The sequence below is a fragment of the Microbacterium sp. genome (genome assembly GCF_031180975.1).
Classification (GTDB): domain Bacteria; phylum Actinomycetota; class Actinomycetes; order Actinomycetales; family Microbacteriaceae; genus Microbacterium.
Genome location: NZ_JAPSLI010000006.1, coordinates 14582 through 33102, shown reverse-complemented (window position 1 = coordinate 33102; position 18521 = coordinate 14582). Strand labels below are relative to the sequence as shown.

The following is an 18521-nucleotide window of genomic DNA, read 5'->3' as shown; positions in this document are numbered from 1 at the left end:
CCGGCTGCGGAGCCGGACACACAGATCAATGGAGTTCTCATGAAATTCGGCAGGAAGACCGCATTCGCGGCGCTGGTCGCAGCCTCCGCACTCGCCCTCGCGGGCTGTGGCGGCGGTGGTGTCATCGAAGAGGGCGGCGGCGCAGGCGGAGACGGCGGCGGCTCGGGCGACGGCGAGATGTACATCGCCATGGTCTCGAAGGGCTTCCAGCACCAGTTCTGGCAGGCGGTCAAGAAGGGCGCCGAGCAGAAGGCCGAGGAGCTGGGCGTGAGGATCACGTTCGAGGGCCCCGCCGCCGAGACCGAGGTCACCCAGCAGCTCGACATGCTCACCGCGGCGATCGACAAGAACCCGGACGCCATCGCGTACGCGGCCCTCGACCCCGAGGCGTGCGTGGCGCCGCTGGAGCGCGCGAAGTCGCAGGACATCCCCGTGGTGTACTTCGACGCCCCGTGCAACGGCGACGTCGGACTGAGCCTGGCCGCCACCGACAGCAAGAAGGCCGGCGCGCTCGCCGCAGAGCACATGGCCGAGCTGATCGGCGGCAAGGGCGAGATCGCGATCGTCGGCCACTCGCAGATCAACTCGACCGGTGTCGAGCGCCGCGACGGCTTCGTCGAGAAGATGGAGGCCGACTTCCCGGACATCGAGATCGTCGACATCCAGTACGGTGACGGCGACCACCTGAAGTCCGCGGACATCGCCAAGGCGATGATCGCCGCCCACCCGAACCTCAAGGGCATCTACGGCACCAACGAGGGCTCGGCCATCGGTGTCGTCAACGCCGTGAACGAGCTCGGCCTCGAGAAGGGCAAGCTGACCATCATCGGCTTCGACTCGGGCGCTGCGCAGATCAACGCGATCAAGGACGGCACCATGGCCGGCGCGATCACCCAGGACCCGATCGGCATCGGCGAGCAGGTCGTGCAGGCCGCCTACGACGCCGCCAACGGTGAAGAGGTCGAGGAGTTCTACGACACCGGTTCGTACTGGTACGACAAGAACAACATCGACGACCCGGAGATCGCCGAGGTCCTCTACCAGTGACCCGCTTTCCAGCGGTCGGGGCCCCTCACCTTCGGGCGAGGGGCCCTTTCCGTCTGCGGCCGGCGCTCAGGTCGCGGAAAGGGCCGCTTTCCCGCCGGGATTCCGGCAGGTTTTGAGACCGTAGGATGCCGGGATGCTGGGATTCCGGCGGTTTCTGCGACCGGAACGGAACCTGGCCTCAGATCCGCCTGAGGAACGTCAGCTGCGAGGCGGGCTCGACGATCAGCTGCTGCAGGGCCGCGTTGAACGGACCGCCCGCCGGGTTGGCGAGGTGCGCCTGGAACGCGGCCTCATCGACGTACACCTCGTACACGAAGAACCGGTGGTCGTCCTCGACCAGGCGCGTGGCGTCGAAGACGACGCAGCCGGGCTCGGCGCGCACGGCATCCGCGAAATCGCGCAGCAGGGGGGGCGACGCGATCTGCCTCGCCAGGGCGAGCGGTGAACGTGGCGTGCAGGATGGTCGGCTGTGGCATCGGGGCTCCTAATCCGAGAGGGTGAGCAGGCGCGCGGGATTGTCGACCAGCATCCGGTCGACGGCGTCGTCGCCGATCAGCGCACGCAACCGCGGCAGGTAGCGCTCGCCGAGGTAGCCGAGGCCCGGCATCCCGCCGTAGGCGATGTAGCGGGTGCGCCGGGCGACGTCGCCGCCGAGCACGATGCGCTCGGCGGCTCCCGCTTCGACGACCGCGGCGGTGAGGGCGAGCAACTCGGCATCCGACCGGGTGCGCTGCCGCGCGAACCCGTCGTAGCCGAGGTACGCGCCGCGTTCGGCGAGGGAGGCGTGCAGCCCGGCATCCGGGTCGCGATCGGCGTGCGCCAGCACGACGCGATCGGATGCCACGCCTTCGGCGGCGAGCAGATCCAGCACCTCGTGCGCGGCCGTGCAGAACTCCAGGTGCACCATGATCGGTGCGCCCGTCGCCCGGTGCGCGGCGGCGAGGGCGACCAGCGTGGTCCGCTCGAACGGGCTGATCCGCCAGTAGTCGACGCCGCCCTTCAGCATCCCGGCGCGCACAGGCGACCCGTCGGGGGCGAGCGCCCGCGGCCCCTCCGGCGTGTCGTCGGATGCCGGCATCCCGCCCTCCACGTCGGAGATGAACAGCTCGGCGAGCTCGGCGGCGTCCCAGGATCGGGTGCGGTGGTCCGCGGCGTAGTGCGCCTCGCGGTGCCGCCCGGTGGTGGCGACGACGGCGAGACCGGTGGCAGCACTGATCCTCGCCACGGCCTCCGGGTCTCGGCCGAGGCCGAGCGGGGTGGCGTCGACCATCGTGTCGAAACCGCTCGCCTTGAGCAGCGCGGCCTCCTCGCCGGATGCCCGCTCGTCGTTCAGCTCGTCACCGGCGAGCAGCGGCGAGATCTGGAACAGGTGCTCGTGGTAGTTCACGCGGCCCAGCTGCGCCGGGTCGATGTCGCCGAGGACGGTGCGAACCGCGCTCATCAACGCACCGACTCCGCGGCGGCGGCGAGTTCCTCGACGACGGACGGGGTGAGCGTCAGCTCGAACACGTCGGCGACGACCTGCGACCAGCCGTGGATGAAGTAGCGCCAACCGTCGACGATCTGCAGGTTCCTGGCGTCCTGCTGCGCGACGGCCTGGTGCAGGAACTCCAGCGACCCCCGGTAGTTGAACTCCCACGCCCAGGCGCGTTCGGGGAAGACCACCGCGTCGGTGAGCGGCGAGCCGGGCCGGTCCTTGCCGAGACCCGTCGCGTTCGCGATCACCGATCCGGCCGGGGCGGCCGCGACGACGGCATCCGCCTGCTCCGGCGTCTCGGTGACGACGTACCGGATCAGGCCTTCGTCAGTGCCGTGCTGGCGGTGCACCTCGCGCAGGTGGTCGAGCTTGTCCTGGGTGCGGGCGGTCACGGTGACGCGGGCGGGGGCGTCGGCGCGCTCGGCCAGCGCCCAGCTCAGCGCGGTGCCCGATCCGCCCGCACCGAGGATCACCACCTCCGCACCGGTGGCCGCGAAGTGGTCGACGGGCAGGAAGTCGTTCAGTGCCAGGTCGACCGTGATCGGGTCCTTGGCGCGGCCGATCAGCTGCGAGCCGCGCTTGGAGATGCTGGAGATCTCCGAGCACGACACCGCGAACGGGTCGAGCTCGTCGAACAGGTCGGATGCCGCCGCGTACACGTTCATCTTGTGCGTGGTGACCAGTGCGCCGCGGTGGTGCGGGTCGTCGCGGATCTGCTCGACCATCGCCCGGTACCGAGCGGGGTCGGCGTCCATGGGCAGGTCGTGCCCGATCAGGGTGCGTGTGGGCAGGCCGAGGATGTCGGCCCACAGCGGGAAGACCTTCATGATCGACGACGAGGCCGTGGTGACGCCCACGAAGCCCATGTAATCGGCGGCCGGCGAGGCGTCGGCGGGCGACTCGGAGGCGGCGGGGGTGGTGGTCATGACTCTCCTTGCGGCATCAGCGGATGACGGGGTGGGCGGGCTCGTTTCCGCCGAGCACGGCGATGACGTCGTCGAGCGACATCCGGCCCATGTTGTCGACAGCCTGCGTGGTCTGCGCACCCAGGTGCGGGGTGACGATCACCCGGTCCGCGAGGTCGGCGGCCAGCAGGGGGCTGGCGGACGCCGCCGTGTCACCCTCGAGGGTGTCGGCCGCGTACGCCGACAGGATGCCGTCGCGCAGCGCCCCGGCCACCTCGAGCTCGTCGATCAGGTCGGCGCGGGCGGTGTTCACCAGCACCGTGCCGGAGCGGATGCCGGAGACGCGGTCGGCGTCGACGAGGCGCTGCCCACCGGGTGCGTGCAGGGTGATGACGTCGGCGGTGCGGAACAGCTCGTCGAGGTCGGTCGGCTCGGCACCGGCGGCGCGCACGGCCTCGTCGGGCAGATACGGGTCGGCGGCGAGGATGCGGGCACCGAAGCCGCTCAACCGCCGCGCGACCCCTTGACCGATGCGCCCGAAGCCGACGATGCCGACGGTGGCGGCGCCGAGCTCGCGTCCGCGGCGCACGGCCCAGTCGCCGTCGCGCACGCGGCGGTCGCCGTCGGTGATGAACCGCAGCGCCGCGAGCGTGAGTCCGACGGCGTGGTCGGCGACGGCATCCGCGTTGGCGCCGGGAGTGTTGGTCACCGGGATGCCGCGTGCGGCGGCGGCCGCGAGGTCGACGGACTCGGTGCCCACCCCGTAGCGGGCGATGATCTTCAGCTTCGGGGCGGCCGCGAGGTGCGCGTCGGTGATCGGCCCGGTGCCGGCGATCCAGGCATCCGTGCCATGCAGCAGGGCGCGCAGCTCGCCGAGGTCGTGGTGCGCCGGCCCGCGCATGATGCGGTGCCCGGCGGCGGTGGCGCGGGCGACGAGGTCGAGGTCGCCGTCCGAGAAGGAGCGGCTGGTGACGAGGATCGTGCCCATCAGTGCGGCCTCCCCGCGAACCACGGCCTCAGGGCCGTGTAGGCGTCGGTGAACCGGGCGTGCCGCTCGGCGTAGACCGCGTGGCGGCCGGCATCCGGGAGGAACTCGGCGGTCACCTCGCTGAGCGCGCGGGCGGCGGAGAAGTCCGCCAGCCCCAGTCCGACCGCGCCGGTGACGGCGGCGCCGAGGCTGTTGGCCTCCTCGACGACGGTGCGGCGGCGCACCGGCACGCCCCACACGTCGGCGAGCACAGACAGGTAGGCGTCGCTCTGCGCCCCGCCGCCGACCGCGTCGATGCGGTCGATGACGGCGCCGGACTCGCGGAACGCCTGGATGCAGGTGAGCAGGTTGAACGCGGTGCCCTCCAGCACCGCGCGGACCAGGTGGGCGCGGGTGTGGTGTCGGCCGATGCCGACGAAGGCGCCGCGGGCGTCCGGGTCCCACAGCGGGGCGCGCTCGCCGAGCAGGTAGGGCAGGAAGTACAGGTCCTCGGTGTCGACGTCGTCCGCGGCCTCGGCGGTGAGCCGCCCGGTCTCCGGGCGGGACGGGTCGGGGGAGAGCGCTTCGGCGATCCACTGCACCGACGCGCCGCCCGCCTGCATGGTCGCGGTCGGGACGAACGACCCCGGCACCACGTTGTTGAACGTGAACGTCCGCATCCCCGGGTCGTGCAGCGGTGAGTCGGCGGCGAACGAGATCCACGAGCTCGTGCCGAGGCAGACGTACGCGCCGTCCTCCGGGGCGACGACGCCGGAGCCGACAGCGGCGAGCGGGCCGTCGCCCCCGCCCATCACCACCGGGACGGATGCCGGCAGGCCGAGGGCCTCGGCGGCGGCATCCGTCAGCGTGCCGGCGATCGCGGTCGACTCGAGGATCTCGGGGAACAGTGCGGGGTCGAGACGGGCGGCCTCGAGCACCTCGGGCGACCACGTGCCGGCCTGCTGGTCGTACGCGTTGGTGCCGGAGGCGTCGGAGCGGTCGGTGGCGAGGCGTCCGGTGAGGCGGAGCACGATGAAGTCCTTCGCGACGCAGACGCGGCGCACGCGCGTCCACACCTCCGGTTCGTTGTCGCGCACCCACATGATCTTCTCGACCGAGTAGGTGGGGTTCAGCCGGTGCCCGAGCACCCGGTAGGCGTGCTCGGCGCCCAGCGCCTGTTCGAGCTCGCGCTGCTGCGCGCCGGAGCGGGTGTCGGCCCAGATGATCGCGGGCCGGACGGGCTGCCCGTCGGCATCCAGCAGCACCGCGCCCATCATCTGGCCGCTCACGACCAGACCGGTCACCGTGGCCGGGTCCGTGGCGGTGCGCGCGACGAGGTCACGGGTGGCGGCGACCACGGCACCCCACCAGTCCTGCGGGTTCTGCTCGGCGACACCGCCGTCGGCGAACCGCGCCGGATATGGGACCGTGACGGATGCCAGCAGGTGGCCGTCGTCGTCGTGCAGAGACGCCTTGTTGCCGGTCGTGCCGAGGTCGTGCGCGATGATCACAGTTCGTGCCAATCCGGGTCGCGGTTTCGGGTGTTTCGGAGTATACCTGTAATTACAAGTTCCCAGGAGGTTGATTTGAGCACGCAGCAGGCCGTCGACACGCCGGTCGTTCTGGAGATCTCGGCGCAGGGCGGGATCGAGGGGCGCAGCCGGCGCTACGAGAAGTTCCTCGGTGACATGGCCGGGGTGTACCGCGACGCGGCGGCCTGGGAGGCGGCGGTCGAGGACCGCGGCGCGGACGAACTCGTGTACTGGGTGGACGACCACCGCTACCAGGAGGGCCCTGGGGCGCTCATCGTCGGGACGAGCACCCTGCTGCCCGGCCGGATCGGCGACGAGTTCGCGGTGACCCGCGGGCACCTGCACGCGATCGCGGATCGGGCGGAGCTCTACCACTGCCTGAGCGGTCACGGCGTCATGCTGCTGGAGACCCTGGACGGCCAGTCGTCGGCGATCGAGCTCACGCCGGGGAAGGCCGTGAACGTGCCGGGGCACTGGATCCACCGCAGCGTGAACGTGGGCGACGAGCCGTTCGTCACGCTGTTCTGCTACGACGCGGACGCCGGTCAGGACTACGCCGTGATCTCGGATGCCGGGGGCATGAAGAACCTCGTCGTCGCCGACGGCGACGGCTGGGCGCTGGCGCCGAACCCGGATCACCGGGGGTACCGCGCTGCGCCTTCCGGTCGTTGAGCGAGCGCGCCCGCTTCCCGTTCCCCGGCCGTTGAGCGAGCGCCCACTTCCCGGAGCCCCTCTTCCCGGTCGTTGAGCGAGCGCCGCCGCAGGCGGAGCGAGACGAAACGCGCCTTCCGGCATCCCTCTTGTCGTCGCCCCCATCGAGGAGCAGACTGACCGCGGCAGCCGACGGCGGCGGCCGGGAGGAGCAGGACATGGCACACGGTGACATCACGCACATCGACATCCCGGTGAGCGATCTGGCGAAGGCGTCCGCCTTCTACTCGGGCCTGTTCGGGTGGAACATCGCCGAGATGCCCGGGTTCGAGGGCTACCCGATGTGGCAGGCGCCGAACGGCGTCTCCGGTGGCGGGCTCGCGCCCCGCGACGAGGGTTTCACGCAGCCGCGCTCATATGTCGAGGTGGACTCGATCGACGACACGATCGCCGCGGCCGAGGCGTCGGGCGGGAGCGTCGCCATGGCGAAGCAGCCGATCACGGACACCAGCGCCTGGGCCGTGATCGTCGACCCCGACGGCAACCATATCGGTCTGTTCGAGGGCGTCGTCGGCGGCTGATCCGCGGATGCTCCGGGCTCGTTCGGGTCGCGAAATCTGCCGCTCTGGCTCGCGTGCAGCGGCGTTTTCCGCGACCTGAGTGGCCGGGCCGATCCTGAAGCGGCAGTTTCTGCGACCTGAGCGGTGGGCTGGGTCGCGGAGCGGCAGATTCGGCAACCGAATCTGCGACCGCGCGGATGCTGTGCGGATGCCGTCCGGCTCAGCGCCCGCCGCCACGCCGGGCGCGGTACGCGGCGACCGCGTTGCGGTTCGCGCACGTGGTGGAGCAGTAGCGCTTCGACCGGTTGCGGGACAGATCGAGCGCGAGCGCCTGGCATCCGGCATCCGCGCAGACGCTGATCCGGCCACCCTCGTCGGCGCGGATGACGTCGATGAGGGCCATCGCGGTCTCGATCAGCACCCGCTCTGCGAGGGGGCGGTCGTCGGCGACGGCGTGCAGGTGCCAGTCCAGGCCGTCGTGGCGGCGCAGCTGGGGGGACAGTGACGAGTCGGCGAGCGCCGCGTTGACGTGCTCGGCCATCTCGTCGCGCGGCGCAAGGAGCATGGTCCGCAGCCGTGCGCGCAGATCGCGGAGGGAGGCGAGCTCCGCCGCATCACGGTCGATACGGCCGGTGTAGGGGTACTCCGCGAGCAGCACCTCCTCGTCGGCGACGGTGGTCAGCGTGTCCGGGTCCTCCGCGGAGTTGACCAGCCAGACCGCCGCCCGCAGCGCATCCTCGGTGTCATCGGTGAAGATCACGTTGACATCTTACACCGTGCGGGAGTAGCGTCACATGTCATGAGCACTGTTGTCGATGACATCCGTCGAGGCGCCCCCCGTCGCGGCGTGAACGCGGGGTTGCTGGTAGCAGTCGGGGCCGCCCTGACGTTCGGCACGTCCGGCGTCTTCGCGCGTGGCCTCATCGACGCCGGCTGGTCGCCCGGCGCGGCCGTGACGGTGCGGATGTGGGTCGCCGCTCTCGTGCTGCTCATCCCGACGCTCGTGGCGTTGCGCGGCAGGTGGACGAGTGTCCGCCACAACGCCGGGATGATCCTGCTGTACGGCCTGCTCGCCGTCACCGCCGCACAGCTCTGCTACTTCCAGGCGGTCGCGGTGATGGACGTCGGCATCGCGTTGCTCATCGAGTACACCGCGCCTATCGCTGTGATCCTCTGGCTGTGGCTGCGACGGGGCGAGAGGCCCACCCGACGCAGCATCCTCGGTGCTCTGCTCGCCTTCGCGGGGCTCGTCCTCATGCTCGACGTGCTCACTGGTGCGCAGGTGCACGTGGGCGGGATCCTGTTCGCGCTGGGCGCCATGATCGGAGCGGCGACGTACTTCGTGCTGTCCGGCCGCGGGGACACCGGGCTGCCGCCCATCGCCCTCGCGGGGCTGGGTCTCCTGATCGGAGCCGTCGGTCTTACGATCGCCTCGGCGACCGGCGCGCTGCCGTTCGAGTGGACGACCGCCGACGTCGACTTCCGCTTCGTCACCGTGCCCTGGTACGTCCCCGCCCTGGCGGTGGGCGTCGTCTCCACGGCGATTGCCTACAGTCTCGGAATCGCATCGACCCGCATGCTCGGCTCGCGCTTGGCGTCGTTCGTCGCGCTCTGCGAGGTGGTCGCCGCGATGGTGTTCGGCGCACTGATGCTCGGCCAGATCCCAGGGCCGGCGCAGGCGTTCGGCGGAGCGCTGGTGCTCGGCGGGGTCATCCTCGTCAAGCTGGGAGAGCCGTCGGTGGCGGATGCCGGTCCGGAGGCCGTTCCGCAGAGCGAGCCCGATTCTGAGCCGGATGCCGTCCCCGCGGGGCGCTCGGCCTGAGGCCGGACCCCGCGTCCGGCGGCTCGTTCGGGTCGCAACGGATGCCGTTCCACGGGCCTGCGGCATCCTTCGTGCTCAGGCGCACCTGTATCCCACACGGCGATCTCGCCGCTCTACCAGGCGACGTACGCTCGCTCCCAGCGCAGCTCTCACCGCGCCGGGAGCACTTTCGCGTTCTTGTTTACGCGTGATCCTCCGCGATCAGGTCGGCTGCGCGGGCGCCGATCATCACGATGGTGATGTTCGGGTTCACCCGCACGATTTCGGGCATCACCGAACCGTCGACGACGCGAAGACCCTCAGTTCCTCGCACTCGCAGGCGACCATCAACGACGGCCATGGGGTCGTCGTCACTCCCCATCTTCGCCGTGCACATGGGGTGGTAGACGGTGTTCGAGTAGCGCCGTGCGTACGCACCCAGCTCTTCGTCGGTCTGAACACTCGGGCCAGGAGCGATCTCGCGGACGATCCACCCGCGGAGCGCCTCGGTCTGAGCGAACTCGCGTGCCAGCTTGATTCCGGCGATGAGCTTCGCCTCGTCCTCGTTCGCCTCATCAGTGAAGTACCGGGGGTCGACCAGCGGCTTGTCCCGCCAGTCCGAGGATGCGAGGCGCACGACGCCTCGCGACGACGGCCGGGCGACGTTGGGGGCGAAGGTGAAGGCGAGCTCGGTGTGCTCGAGCTCGTCGAACGGCTCCGTCTCGAGCCAGTAGTTGAAATGCCCGATCGTGATCTGGGTGTCGAAGTCCTCGTCGCTGCGCCCGAGCGACGCGTACATGCCGAGGTCGAGGCCGTTGATGCTCTCGCCCGCCGGGCGGGTCGCCTCCCATGTCACCGGCGTCTCGATGTGGTCCTGGAGATTCGATCCGACGCCTGGAGAGTCGATGAGCACGTCGATGCCCACCTCGGCCAGGTGGTCGGCCGGCCCCACTCCCGAGAGCATCAGGATCTTCGGTGTGTCGATCGAGCCGGCGCTGAGGATGATCTCCTTGGACGCGTAGAACGAACCGCGATCGGTCTCCACACCGATCGCGCGGGTGCCGTCGAACAGCACACGGCTCACGAGTGTTTCCAGCTGCACCGTGAGGTTCGGCGCCAGGTCCGACAGCGGGAACAGGTAGGCCATCGCGGTCGAATAGCGCAGTCCCTCGTGCTCGTTCAGGGACACCCACGAGATGCCCTGCCCGTACTCACCCCGAGTGTTGTCGATCTCCGGCCACCCTCGTTCGGCGGCCGCGGCGATCCAGGCCTGGGACAGCTCCGCGGTCCGGGTGACCGGGTGGACCTTCATGTCCGTCAGCACCTGCTCGAAGTAGGGTCCCGTCGTCGCCGCGTTCCAGCCGTCCGCGCCCGCGGCCTCCCACCGGTCCATGTCTGCGTCGGGTGCGCGCAGCGCCCACGCGTCGTTGTGCGCGCTGCAGCCGCCCAGCATCTTCGCCCGGCTGATCCGCAGCAGCGAGTTGCCGCGCTCCTGCGGGACGAGGGGATAGTCGTAGTCGTACGTCGGGTCGCCGACCAGCCCCAGCGACTCCTTCAAATACATCACCTTGGGGTCGTCCTCGTAGGCGGGGCCTCCCTCGATGAGGAGGATGGAGGCGGGGGTGCTGTCCGCGAGCTTGCGAGCCAGCGTGGCACCGGCGCTTCCGCCTCCGACGATGATGAAGTCGTACTCCGTCTTGGACAAGGGATTTCCTCTCACTGGGCCCTGGCGCGTCACTGACGCCCGATTCGGTTGAAGACGTGGGGTGCGCGTCGGCGCAGCACCTCGGCGACGATGATCCCGACGGCGAAGGTGACGTAGGAGCACACGATCATCACGATGTTCAGCAGCGGGGAGCCGCCGGTGATCGCGCCGAAGTTGAGCTGCACGAGCACCGCGATGGTGCCGAGGCCCAGGAACGCGAGGGTCGGAGCGATGCGGGTGCTGAAGCTCTGCGGCTCGGTCCTGCCACGGCCGCTGAACGCGTAATAGACGATCGCGCTCAGGCTTACCAGCACCATCGCGAGGATCAGCGTGAATGACGCGAGCCCGGCGAACCAGGCGTAGATCTCGAGCGCGGTGAGGCCGAACAGGATCAGCGCACCGGTGAAGATCAAGTAGGTGAGGCTGACGGTCACAGACGCCCGTGCGGGGGACCCGTGGCGAGGGTGCGGAACGCCCAGCGCACGGGGGAGGATGCCGTCGACGCCGAGCGAATACACGTAACGGGTCGACACGTTCTGGATCGCGAGGTGGGCGGCGAAGACGCTGGTGATGAGAAGGACCGACGCGATGTCGGACAGGATCGGACCGCCGTACTGCGTCGCAACGACGAAGAACACGCCGGCCGGGCTCTCCGCGGACAGCGCCACAGCGTTCTCCTCGCCGAGACCGTTGATGAACGCCCACGCCGTGAACGCGTAGAACAGGCCGATGATGAGCACGACGAAGATGGCGGCGCGCGGGATGGTCTTGTTCGGCCGGACCGTCTCCTCCCGGTAGATCGCGGTCGCCTCGAAGCCGGTGAAGAGCGCGACCGCAAAGGCGAGTGCGAACCCGACGTTGCCGTCGAAGAATGTGCCAGGGTTCAGCGGTGCCAGCGCCAGACCGTGGTCCCGAGTGCCGCCGGCGATCGAGACGATGTCGAAGATCGTGACGACGACCACCTCCAGCAGAAGGAGCACGCCGAGAACCTTGGCGGACAGGTCGACGCGGAAGTACGCGAGCGTGCCGACGACGACCCAGTACGCGAGCGAGAAGAGCCACCACGGCAGTTCCGGTCCACCCAGCCGGACCACGTACTCGGCCAGCGAGAGTCCCGCGAAACCGTAGAAGCCGACGCCGATGGTGATGTACGAGGCGAGGATGAGAAAGCTGGAACCCAGCCCGACATGCTTGCCCAGCCCGGCCGTGATGTACGAGTAGAACGCGCCGGGCCGGTCGACGCTGCGCGTCATCGCGCCATAGGCCATCGCGAAGAAGAGCAGCACCACCATCACGACGAGGAACGTCCACGAGGTGCCGAGTCCACTGCCGAATCCGAGAAGAAGGGCCGTGTAACCGGTGGTCGCCGCGAGAGGGCCAGCGAGCGCGAGCGCTGCCAGGACCAGGTCGTGGGTGTGCAGGCGCCCGACCAGTTGTCGTCCGGTGTCCGTCGTGACGACGGCGTTCGTGGCAGGCGAAGCGGAGAGGTCGATGGGGCCGGCGGTGGTGTCGGGTGTGTTCATGGTGTCGCTCCTATCGAGGGGACCGGCCGCTGTGCCTCGTGTGCCTCTGCTGACATCGGGATGCGTACGAACAGCTGCGCCGTTGCAGTGCGAGCGTATGGGGAAGGCTCAGCCCCGTTCCATTGGTGTCCTCACGTCGTAGAAGCGTCTGTATAGGAAATCTTCCACTACGGCCGGTGGGAGCGATCGGGGATCGTGTCAGAAGGTGCCAGCGACGAGGGCACCGACGAACCATCGCGAGAGGAACACTCATGCCCCAAGGAACCGCCCTCTTCTTCGACGACTTCGAGGTGGGTCAGCATTGGCGCAGCCCGGCGCGCACCATCACCGAGGCGGACCTCACGCTCTTCGCCGGTCTCTCCGGAGACTTCAACCCCCTGCACACGGATGAGGAGTTCGCCAAGACGACACCGTTCGGCGGCCGCATCTTCCACGGTCCCGGCGTGTTCGCAATCGCGACCGGACTGGAGTCGCGCCTCGGCCTCAAGGAAGGCACCGCGATCGCATTCCTCGGGATGACCTGGAACCTGAAGGCGCCCGTGAAGGTGGGCGACACCATTCACGTCGAGCAGAGCGTCGCCGAGGTCAAGCCGTCGTCCTCCAAGCCCGATCGTGGGATTGTGACGTTCGATGTGCGCGTCGAGAATCAGAACGGCACGGTGTGCCAGGACGGTCAGTGGATCGTCATGTTCAAGCGCTCGAGCTGAGGACCTCATGCCTGGCACCTTCTCCGAACATCTGCGGCAGCGCGCGGGGGCGGATCCGGCCGGCGTCGCCGTGATAGATGAGCACGGCGACATGACGAACGCCGACCTGGACGCACTGGCGGACGCCGTCGCCCACGAGGTGCGCGCCGCCGGCGCGCAGAACGTCGCCGTGATCGCGAGCAACTCGGCACGATTCCTCGCCCATGCGTTCGGCGTGTGGCGGGCCGGGGCGACCCTCGTCACGGTGTACCCGTCTTCGCCCGCGGCGGAGATCGCCTACGCACTCGAGCATTCCGGCGTGCAGCTCACCTTTGCGGACGAAGAACTCGCGGAGCGCATCCCGGAGGGAACCCAGACGCGTTCCCTCACGCGTCACGTCGTCCCGACCGGGCCCTTCGCGGGGCCGGAACCCGACGGCGGCGCGGCAGCCCTGGTGTGCTACACCTCGGGGTCGACGCAGCGCCCGAAAGCGGTCGTGCACAGTCACGCGAGCGTGCTCGCCGGCGCTGCGGCCTACGGCGACGTCTGGCGCCTGGGGCCGGGGGACACGACACTGGTCGTCCTGCCCATGGCCTGGGCGTTCGGACTCGTCACGACCTCGATGGCCGCCCTGCTCTCCGGCGGTCGCGTCCGCTCGGTCCGGCGGTCCAAGCCCGAGGCGGTCCTCGAGGCGATCAGCGCGGACCGCGTCACCTTCGTGGCGGGCGTCACGACCATCTTCGCGAAACTCGTCGATCTGATCGAAACCAGGGGCGGCCTCGACGAGCACCGGATCCGGTTGTGCATCTCCGGGGGAGAACCGCGCAACGAGGGCGTGTTCGATCGGTGGCGAGCCCTCACCGGAGTGCCGGTTCACGACGTGTACGCGGCCTCCGAGTGCTTTCCCGTCGTCACCTACGACCCCGTGATCGATCCTGTCCCCGTCGAAGGATGCGCCGGGCGGGTCGTACCCGGGGCCGATCTCCAGCTCAGAGACCCCGACACCGGTCAGCGGATCGAATCTCCGGGGATCGGCGAGGCCTATGCCCGCGGGCCCGCGCTCTTCACCGAGTATCAGGGTGATCCGGAGACGACCGCGCGGGTGCTCACGGACGGCTGGTACCGGACGGGCGATCTGGTGGAGGTCCGAGCGGACGGATTGATCCGCGTGCTCGGACGGCTTTCCGGCATGATCATCCGCGGTGGCGCGAACGTGGCACCCGCCGAGATCGAGCGCGTTGTGCGTCAGGAGCCCGATGTCGCGGATGCCGTGGCGCTCGGCCTGCCTGATGAGCGGTTCGGTCAGCGCATCGTCGTCGTCGTGACAGGGGCGGACGGCGTGCACCCCGATGCGGAGGCCGTCCTTGCTCGGTGTCGCGACGAACTGGCCGGTTACAAGGTGCCGGAAGAGGTCGTGGTCGTCGACTCGTTCCCGGTGAATGAGCGAACCGGCAAGATCGACCGGCGTCGCGTCGAAGAACAGCTGGCGGTGCGGTCATGACTGCGCTGGAGATCACTTCGGCTCAGTTCGCGCTTGCCGCGGACGACGACTTCGCCACGTTCGCCCGTCGAGTGACGGAGACGGCCCATGCGGCATCCACAGCGGGCAGCCGTGTGCTGGTGTTGCCGGAACTCGTGACCACCTCGCTGCTCGCGGCCCGCCCGGACAGGGAGGAGCTCCGCGTCGCTGATCTGGATCGCGTGTACCGCGAGCATTTCCCGCGCTTCACGGATGAGGTCATCGGCCTCTACCGCGAGATCGCCCGTGCGCTGGATCTGATCGTTGTCGGCGGCAGTCATCTGCGCGCGACGGACGGCGGTGCCGTCCGGAACACCTGTTACGTCGCGTTCCCGGATGGCCGCCTGGTGCAGCAGGACAAGCTCCATCTCACCCCGGCCGAGCAGAAGATGGGGGTCGAGCCCGGGGAGGCCGTCGCCGTCTTCGAGGTCGACGGCGTGAGGGCCGCGGTGCAGATCTGCGCGGACATCGAGTTCCCCGAGGTGCCCAGACTCCTCGCCGGGCGCGATGTCGAGGTCATCTTCTGTCCATCTCTCACCTGGAACACTCGCGGTGCGGAGCGGGTGCGAATCGGCGCGCATGCGCGTGCGATGGAGAATCAGATGTACGTCGTCGTGTCGCCCCTCGTGGCGTCGATGGGCTACCCCGTCGACGGGGCGATTCACGGCACCGGGAACGCGCGCATCGCCGTGCCTCTCGACCGCACCTTCGGGCGGAACGACGGGGTGTGGGCGCAAGTGACTGACACGCGCGAGGGGGATCTGCTCCACGCGCGACTCGACTTCGACCTGCTGCGCGCCTCTCGGCGGAATCCGGAACCACCCGGGCTCGCGAACGTTCGCGAGGACCTCTACCGACGCCTGGGTGAGCAGGCATGACGTTCACTTACGCGCATCGAGTGCGCTCCTATGAGGTGGACCACCAGGGCATCGTCTTCAACGGTCGGTACCTGGAACTGGCGGATGCCGCGATGACCGAGTTCTTCGACGGGTTCGGGTGGACGTACCCGCAATTGATCGCCCTCGGCTTCGACCCCGCCGTCGTGGCCATCGACCTGCGTTTCCGGGCGCCTGCGCGCCTGGGGGACGATCTGGTCGTGACGGTGACCTGCACCCACGTGGGCACCACCAGCACGGTGCTCCACTTCGTCGTCCGGCGCGGCGAACACGACCTGGCCAGCATCACCACGACCTACGTCAACGTGACATCAGGGGTAGGGCGCTCGGCGCCCATCCCGCAACCGATTCGCGAGCGCCTCGTGGCGATCGCCCAGCACCAAGGAGAGTCATCATGAAGACCAGGGCCACCGAGATGTTCGGAATCGAGCACCCGATCTTCTCCGCGGGCATGGCCAGAGTGGCGCAAGCGCCCCTCGTCGCGGCCGTGTCCGAGGCGGGCGGGATGGGCTGCCTGGGCGGAGTGAGCTTCCTCCCGGAGGCGCTGCGAGCCGAGATCGAGCGCATCAGGGCGACGACCAGCAAGCCATTCGCCGTCAACCTCCTGCTCCCGGATTCGCTCACGAGCGATGACGACGACCAGTGGCGTCCGGTGCGGGAGCTGTGGGCTCAGCTCGACCCCACTGACCGCGGAAAGATGGCAGGAGTCGAGCCCCTGCTCACGCCCGGGGCCGTTCGCGGCCAGGTCGAGGTCGTGCTGGACGCCGCCCCCGCCCTCGTCGTCCTGACCTTCGCGGCGCCGGGCGACTTCATCGAGGAATGCCACCGGCGTGGAATCAAGGTGGCCGCACTCGTCGGCTCGACCGGGCGGGCGATCGCAGCAGAGCAGGCGGGCGTGGACCTGCTCATCGCACAGGGCACCGAAGGCGGCGGCCACACCGGATACACCGGCACCCTCCCCCTGATCCCCGCGGTCGTCGACCGTGTGAGCCTGCCCGTGCTCGCGGCCGGTGGAATCGTTGACGGTCGAGGTCTGGCCGCTGCGCGAGCGCTCGGCGCCGACGGCGTCTGGGTGGGGACCCGCTTCATCGCGTCGCCCGAGGCGTTCGGGCACGAGGCCTTCAAGCAGCGCGTGGTACAGGGCGAAAGCAGGGAACTCACGCTGACCCGGGCGTACACGGGCAAGCCGCTGCGTGCCTTCCGCAATCGCTGGACCTCGCAGTGGGAGGAGTCAGCCACGCAGCCGGCGGCCTTCCCCGGACAGTACGCGGTGGCGGGTATGCGGGTGGAGACCGGGTATCAGGACGGTGACCTCGAGTGGGGCATGATGCCGGCCGGCCAGGGGATCAGTTCGGTGTACGAGCTCACGCCCGCCGGCGACATCGTCCGCGGGATGGCGGCGCAGGCAGACGAGATTCTCTCCTCGCTCGCCTGACGACCGGTCGGGCGCGGGTGCCGGCATCAGCCGATGATCGGTTGCTCGCCGGCGCCCGTGAAGCCCGGATCGACCGCTCCGCCGCGGAGCACATCCGTGTCGCCGATGTCAGCGGCATGATGAATGGGTCGCACGGCGGGCTTCAGCGGCTTCGTGCCGGCGCGCTGGGTCGCCTCGACCGAGAGAGCCAGATGCAAGGATGCTATCCGCGCCGGCGACTGGATGGATCCCCCCAGCGCCTCTTCGACCTTCGTCAGCCGGTAACGCATCGTGTTGTGATGGATGTCCAGCTGCTTCGCGGCTTTCATAATGTCGAGGCTCTGGTCGAAGTACGCCACCAGCGACTCCATCAGCATCGGCCGTTCTCGCAACGGTGCCAGCAGCTCGTCGACCCAATACGACATGTCCGTCCGGTCCACATCGGCGAGCAGACGCGTACCCAGATCGAAATCGTCGTAGCGCACGACGGACCTGCCCCTCGTCCGTTGCGCGGTCTGTGCCGCGAGCGTCGCGTCATGCCAGGACACCCGAGCCTCACCGATCCGGCGGAGAGGACGTCCGACGCCGACGAGCAGACCCGGGGCGCTGCGCAGGAGACGGTCGAGCCCCTGGTCCAGGTCCTCCGTGCTGCTCTGCACCAGGACGGTGGCGCCTCCGTCGTGCTCGAGGACGAGCAGCGAGGCGGTGGTGAAGGCGGCCAACACGGCATCCCGAAGGCTCCGCGGCCCGGCCGCACTGACGGTCAGCTGCCGCGCGCGGCGCACCTCGATGACGCGCGCCTCGGCTGCGAAGTCAATGCCCAGCGCGCCCGCCCTCGTCGCGAGGAGCTCTGAGGTCTCGTACGGCTCGGTCTCCAAAGCCTCCTTGAGCACGAACGCCCTGGTCGCGAGATCCTGGTGCGCGATGATCTCGTTGATGCGCCGCGTTCCGTCGAGGAGAGCGGCCGTCACGTTGGCTGCGGCCTGCACGTAGCTGGTCGCGAACCCCTGATGACGGCGCGCGACGAAAAGCCACCGCACCGCCTCGCCGGGCAGGCTGCGAAGCCGCCGACCGACGGCGACCCATCCCGCGACTTCGATGACGCCGTCCGACGCACTGGTCGCGGCGGCCTCCTGCCGGAGAAGCACGAACGGCAGCACTCCCGATGCCGCCTCGACGTTGCCCCTCTCGTCGGTGACGCCGGCGATTCCTCCGGTGAGATCGGCGAGCTTGCGGACCATCGACTCCACCGGGGGCTCGTCGAGCAGCGACTCGACGAGTTGCTGCTGCATGTGCAGCAGACGCTGAAAACGTGTGACGTCTGGAGCGGCATGCGCGTGCGCGATGGCCTCGACGACATCTGCCAGGCGAGCCTGCCCGGGAAGGACGTAACAGGCGACGCCGCCGGCGCTGATGCCCTCGACGATCGCCGCCGGGATTCCGGCGGACATCCATTCCGGCCAGGCGATCGCGGACACGCGTGCGCGGGCGCACAGATCGGCGAACTCCCGGGGCGGCAGCTGCTCGAGCACCGGGAGCACCCCGATGACGACGAGATCGCCTTCGCGAAGGGTGTCGAGGTCCTCTCTGCGGACGATGCACGTGGCGGAGAAGACGGCGCGCTCAGCAGCATCCGGGCCGGCGACGTGCTCGAGGCGGACCGCATCGCTCTCGACGAGCGTCGCGATCGTGCAGGCGGCAGCACTTCGCATGCTCACGGGGAACCTCCATCCGTGAACAGTCTGACGCAGCCGTGCTTTGAATCGGTACTCAAAGCCGGGCGACAGCGTGGGGAGATTTACGAGAGACCTGGCGTGGCCTGCGAGATAGCTTCTTCC

General features: G+C 69.4%; 18 protein-coding genes. 9 read left to right on the top strand and 9 right to left on the bottom strand.

Annotation, left to right across the window (positions count from 1 at the left end):
- Positions 1 to 39: 39 nt before the first annotated feature.
- Entirely contained in the window at positions 40 to 1047 is a 1008-nt protein-coding gene (locus RIF65_RS09675) for an ABC transporter substrate-binding protein (RefSeq protein ID WP_309066216.1), read from the top strand.
- Positions 1048 to 1225: 178 nt separating this feature from the next.
- Here RIF65_RS09675 and RIF65_RS09670 read toward each other — a convergent pair whose 3' ends face one another.
- The 5 genes from RIF65_RS09670 to xylB form a co-directional block, all read right to left on the bottom strand.
- Positions 1226 to 1429, bottom strand: a complete 204-nt coding sequence (locus RIF65_RS09670; protein WP_309066217.1) for a putative quinol monooxygenase — start codon at positions 1427 to 1429, stop codon at positions 1226 to 1228.
- A 102-nt stretch (positions 1430 to 1531) separates the two neighbouring features.
- Complete coding sequence (locus tag RIF65_RS09665) at positions 1532 to 2488, bottom strand: phosphotriesterase family protein (RefSeq protein ID WP_309066218.1); 957 nt, start codon at positions 2486 to 2488, stop codon at positions 1532 to 1534.
- Positions 2488 to 3450: a shikimate dehydrogenase family protein gene (locus tag RIF65_RS09660; protein ID WP_309066219.1), complete on the bottom strand. Its 963-nt coding sequence runs from the start codon at positions 3448 to 3450 to the stop codon at positions 2488 to 2490. The genes RIF65_RS09665 and RIF65_RS09660 overlap by 1 nt, the downstream gene beginning before the upstream one ends.
- A 16-nt stretch (positions 3451 to 3466) precedes the next feature.
- Positions 3467 to 4417: an NAD(P)-dependent oxidoreductase gene (locus RIF65_RS09655; protein WP_309066220.1), complete on the bottom strand. Its 951-nt coding sequence runs from the start codon at positions 4415 to 4417 to the stop codon at positions 3467 to 3469.
- Positions 4417 to 5907: a xylulokinase gene (xylB, locus tag RIF65_RS09650; RefSeq protein WP_309066221.1), complete on the bottom strand. Its 1491-nt coding sequence runs from the start codon at positions 5905 to 5907 to the stop codon at positions 4417 to 4419. The genes RIF65_RS09655 and xylB overlap by 1 nt, the downstream gene beginning before the upstream one ends.
- A 75-nt stretch (positions 5908 to 5982) precedes the next feature.
- Here xylB and RIF65_RS09645 point away from each other — a divergent pair, with 75 nt between their 5' ends.
- Positions 5983 to 6600, top strand: a complete 618-nt coding sequence (locus RIF65_RS09645; RefSeq protein ID WP_309066222.1) for a glucose-6-phosphate isomerase family protein — start codon at positions 5983 to 5985, stop codon at positions 6598 to 6600.
- A gap of 197 nt (positions 6601 to 6797) precedes the next feature.
- Positions 6798 to 7160 (top strand): VOC family protein, encoded by a 363-nt coding sequence (locus tag RIF65_RS09640; RefSeq protein WP_309066223.1) that lies wholly within the window; start codon positions 6798 to 6800, stop codon positions 7158 to 7160.
- A gap of 199 nt (positions 7161 to 7359) precedes the next feature.
- Here RIF65_RS09640 and RIF65_RS09635 read toward each other — a convergent pair whose 3' ends face one another.
- Positions 7360 to 7899, bottom strand: coding sequence for a CGNR zinc finger domain-containing protein (locus tag RIF65_RS09635; RefSeq protein WP_309066224.1), 540 nt, complete (start codon positions 7897 to 7899; stop codon positions 7360 to 7362).
- Between the two features lie 39 nt (positions 7900 to 7938).
- On the opposite strand from RIF65_RS09635, the gene RIF65_RS09630 reads away from it, so the two are divergent.
- The gene (locus tag RIF65_RS09630) at positions 7939 to 8961 is read left to right on the top strand and encodes an EamA family transporter (protein ID WP_309066225.1); all 1023 of its coding nucleotides are present in this window, start codon (positions 7939 to 7941) and stop codon (positions 8959 to 8961) included.
- A gap of 181 nt (positions 8962 to 9142) precedes the next feature.
- Here the strand turns inward: RIF65_RS09630 and RIF65_RS09625 are convergent, their stop codons facing one another.
- Together RIF65_RS09625 and RIF65_RS09620 are read right to left on the bottom strand one after the other, a co-directional pair.
- Positions 9143 to 10645 carry a GMC family oxidoreductase gene (locus tag RIF65_RS09625; protein WP_309066226.1) on the bottom strand — a complete coding sequence of 501 codons (1503 nt, stop codon included), beginning with the start codon at positions 10643 to 10645 and terminating at the stop codon, positions 9143 to 9145.
- A gap of 29 nt (positions 10646 to 10674) precedes the next feature.
- Positions 10675 to 12168, bottom strand: a complete 1494-nt coding sequence (locus tag RIF65_RS09620) for an APC family permease (RefSeq protein WP_309066227.1) — start codon at positions 12166 to 12168, stop codon at positions 10675 to 10677.
- Between the two features lie 251 nt (positions 12169 to 12419).
- Here RIF65_RS09620 and RIF65_RS09615 point away from each other — a divergent pair, with 251 nt between their 5' ends.
- The 5 genes from RIF65_RS09615 to RIF65_RS09595 are packed head-to-tail and all read left to right on the top strand — an operon-like array spanning position 12420 to position 16704.
- Positions 12420 to 12875 carry a MaoC/PaaZ C-terminal domain-containing protein gene (locus RIF65_RS09615; RefSeq protein ID WP_309066228.1) on the top strand — a complete coding sequence of 152 codons (456 nt, stop codon included), beginning with the start codon at positions 12420 to 12422 and terminating at the stop codon, positions 12873 to 12875.
- On the top strand, positions 12799 to 14355 hold the full coding sequence (locus RIF65_RS09610) for a class I adenylate-forming enzyme family protein (RefSeq protein WP_309082565.1): 1557 nt from the start codon (positions 12799 to 12801) through the stop codon (positions 14353 to 14355). Before RIF65_RS09615 ends, RIF65_RS09610 begins: the two co-directional genes overlap by 77 nt.
- Positions 14352 to 15251 (top strand): nitrilase-related carbon-nitrogen hydrolase, encoded by a 900-nt coding sequence (locus RIF65_RS09605; protein WP_309066230.1) that lies wholly within the window; start codon positions 14352 to 14354, stop codon positions 15249 to 15251. The genes RIF65_RS09610 and RIF65_RS09605 overlap by 4 nt, the downstream gene beginning before the upstream one ends.
- Positions 15248 to 15667, top strand: coding sequence for an acyl-CoA thioesterase (locus RIF65_RS09600; protein WP_309066231.1), 420 nt, complete (start codon positions 15248 to 15250; stop codon positions 15665 to 15667). The genes RIF65_RS09605 and RIF65_RS09600 overlap by 4 nt, the downstream gene beginning before the upstream one ends.
- The gene (locus RIF65_RS09595; RefSeq protein ID WP_309066232.1) at positions 15664 to 16704 is read left to right on the top strand and encodes an NAD(P)H-dependent flavin oxidoreductase; all 1041 of its coding nucleotides are present in this window, start codon (positions 15664 to 15666) and stop codon (positions 16702 to 16704) included. The genes RIF65_RS09600 and RIF65_RS09595 overlap by 4 nt, the downstream gene beginning before the upstream one ends.
- 26 nt (positions 16705 to 16730) lie before the next feature.
- Here RIF65_RS09595 and RIF65_RS09590 read toward each other — a convergent pair whose 3' ends face one another.
- Positions 16731 to 18395 (bottom strand): PucR family transcriptional regulator, encoded by a 1665-nt coding sequence (locus RIF65_RS09590; protein WP_309066248.1) that lies wholly within the window; start codon positions 18393 to 18395, stop codon positions 16731 to 16733.
- Positions 18396 to 18521: the final 126 nt, after the last annotated feature.

Coding starts and splice junctions, on each gene's coding strand:
- RIF65_RS09675 (WP_309066216.1), top strand. CDS start 40: ATGAAATTCGGCAGGAAGACCGCATTCGCGGCGCTGGTCGCAGCCTCC.
- RIF65_RS09665 (WP_309066218.1), bottom strand. CDS start 2,488: ATGAGCGCGGTTCGCACCGTCCTCGGCGACATCGACCCGGCGCAGCTG.
- RIF65_RS09660 (WP_309066219.1), bottom strand. CDS start 3,450: ATGACCACCACCCCCGCCGCCTCCGAGTCGCCCGCCGACGCCTCGCCG.
- RIF65_RS09655 (WP_309066220.1), bottom strand. CDS start 4,417: ATGGGCACGATCCTCGTCACCAGCCGCTCCTTCTCGGACGGCGACCTC.
- RIF65_RS09640 (WP_309066223.1), top strand. CDS start 6,798: ATGGCACACGGTGACATCACGCACATCGACATCCCGGTGAGCGATCTG.
- RIF65_RS09630 (WP_309066225.1), top strand. CDS start 7,939: ATGAGCACTGTTGTCGATGACATCCGTCGAGGCGCCCCCCGTCGCGGC.
- RIF65_RS09620 (WP_309066227.1), bottom strand. CDS start 12,168: ATGAACACACCCGACACCACCGCCGGCCCCATCGACCTCTCCGCTTCG.
- RIF65_RS09615 (WP_309066228.1), top strand. CDS start 12,420: ATGCCCCAAGGAACCGCCCTCTTCTTCGACGACTTCGAGGTGGGTCAG.
- RIF65_RS09610 (WP_309082565.1), top strand. CDS start 12,799: ATGTGCGCGTCGAGAATCAGAACGGCACGGTGTGCCAGGACGGTCAGT.
- RIF65_RS09605 (WP_309066230.1), top strand. CDS start 14,352: ATGACTGCGCTGGAGATCACTTCGGCTCAGTTCGCGCTTGCCGCGGAC.
- RIF65_RS09600 (WP_309066231.1), top strand. CDS start 15,248: ATGACGTTCACTTACGCGCATCGAGTGCGCTCCTATGAGGTGGACCAC.
- RIF65_RS09595 (WP_309066232.1), top strand. CDS start 15,664: ATGAAGACCAGGGCCACCGAGATGTTCGGAATCGAGCACCCGATCTTC.
- RIF65_RS09590 (WP_309066248.1), bottom strand. CDS start 18,395: ATGCGAAGTGCTGCCGCCTGCACGATCGCGACGCTCGTCGAGAGCGAT.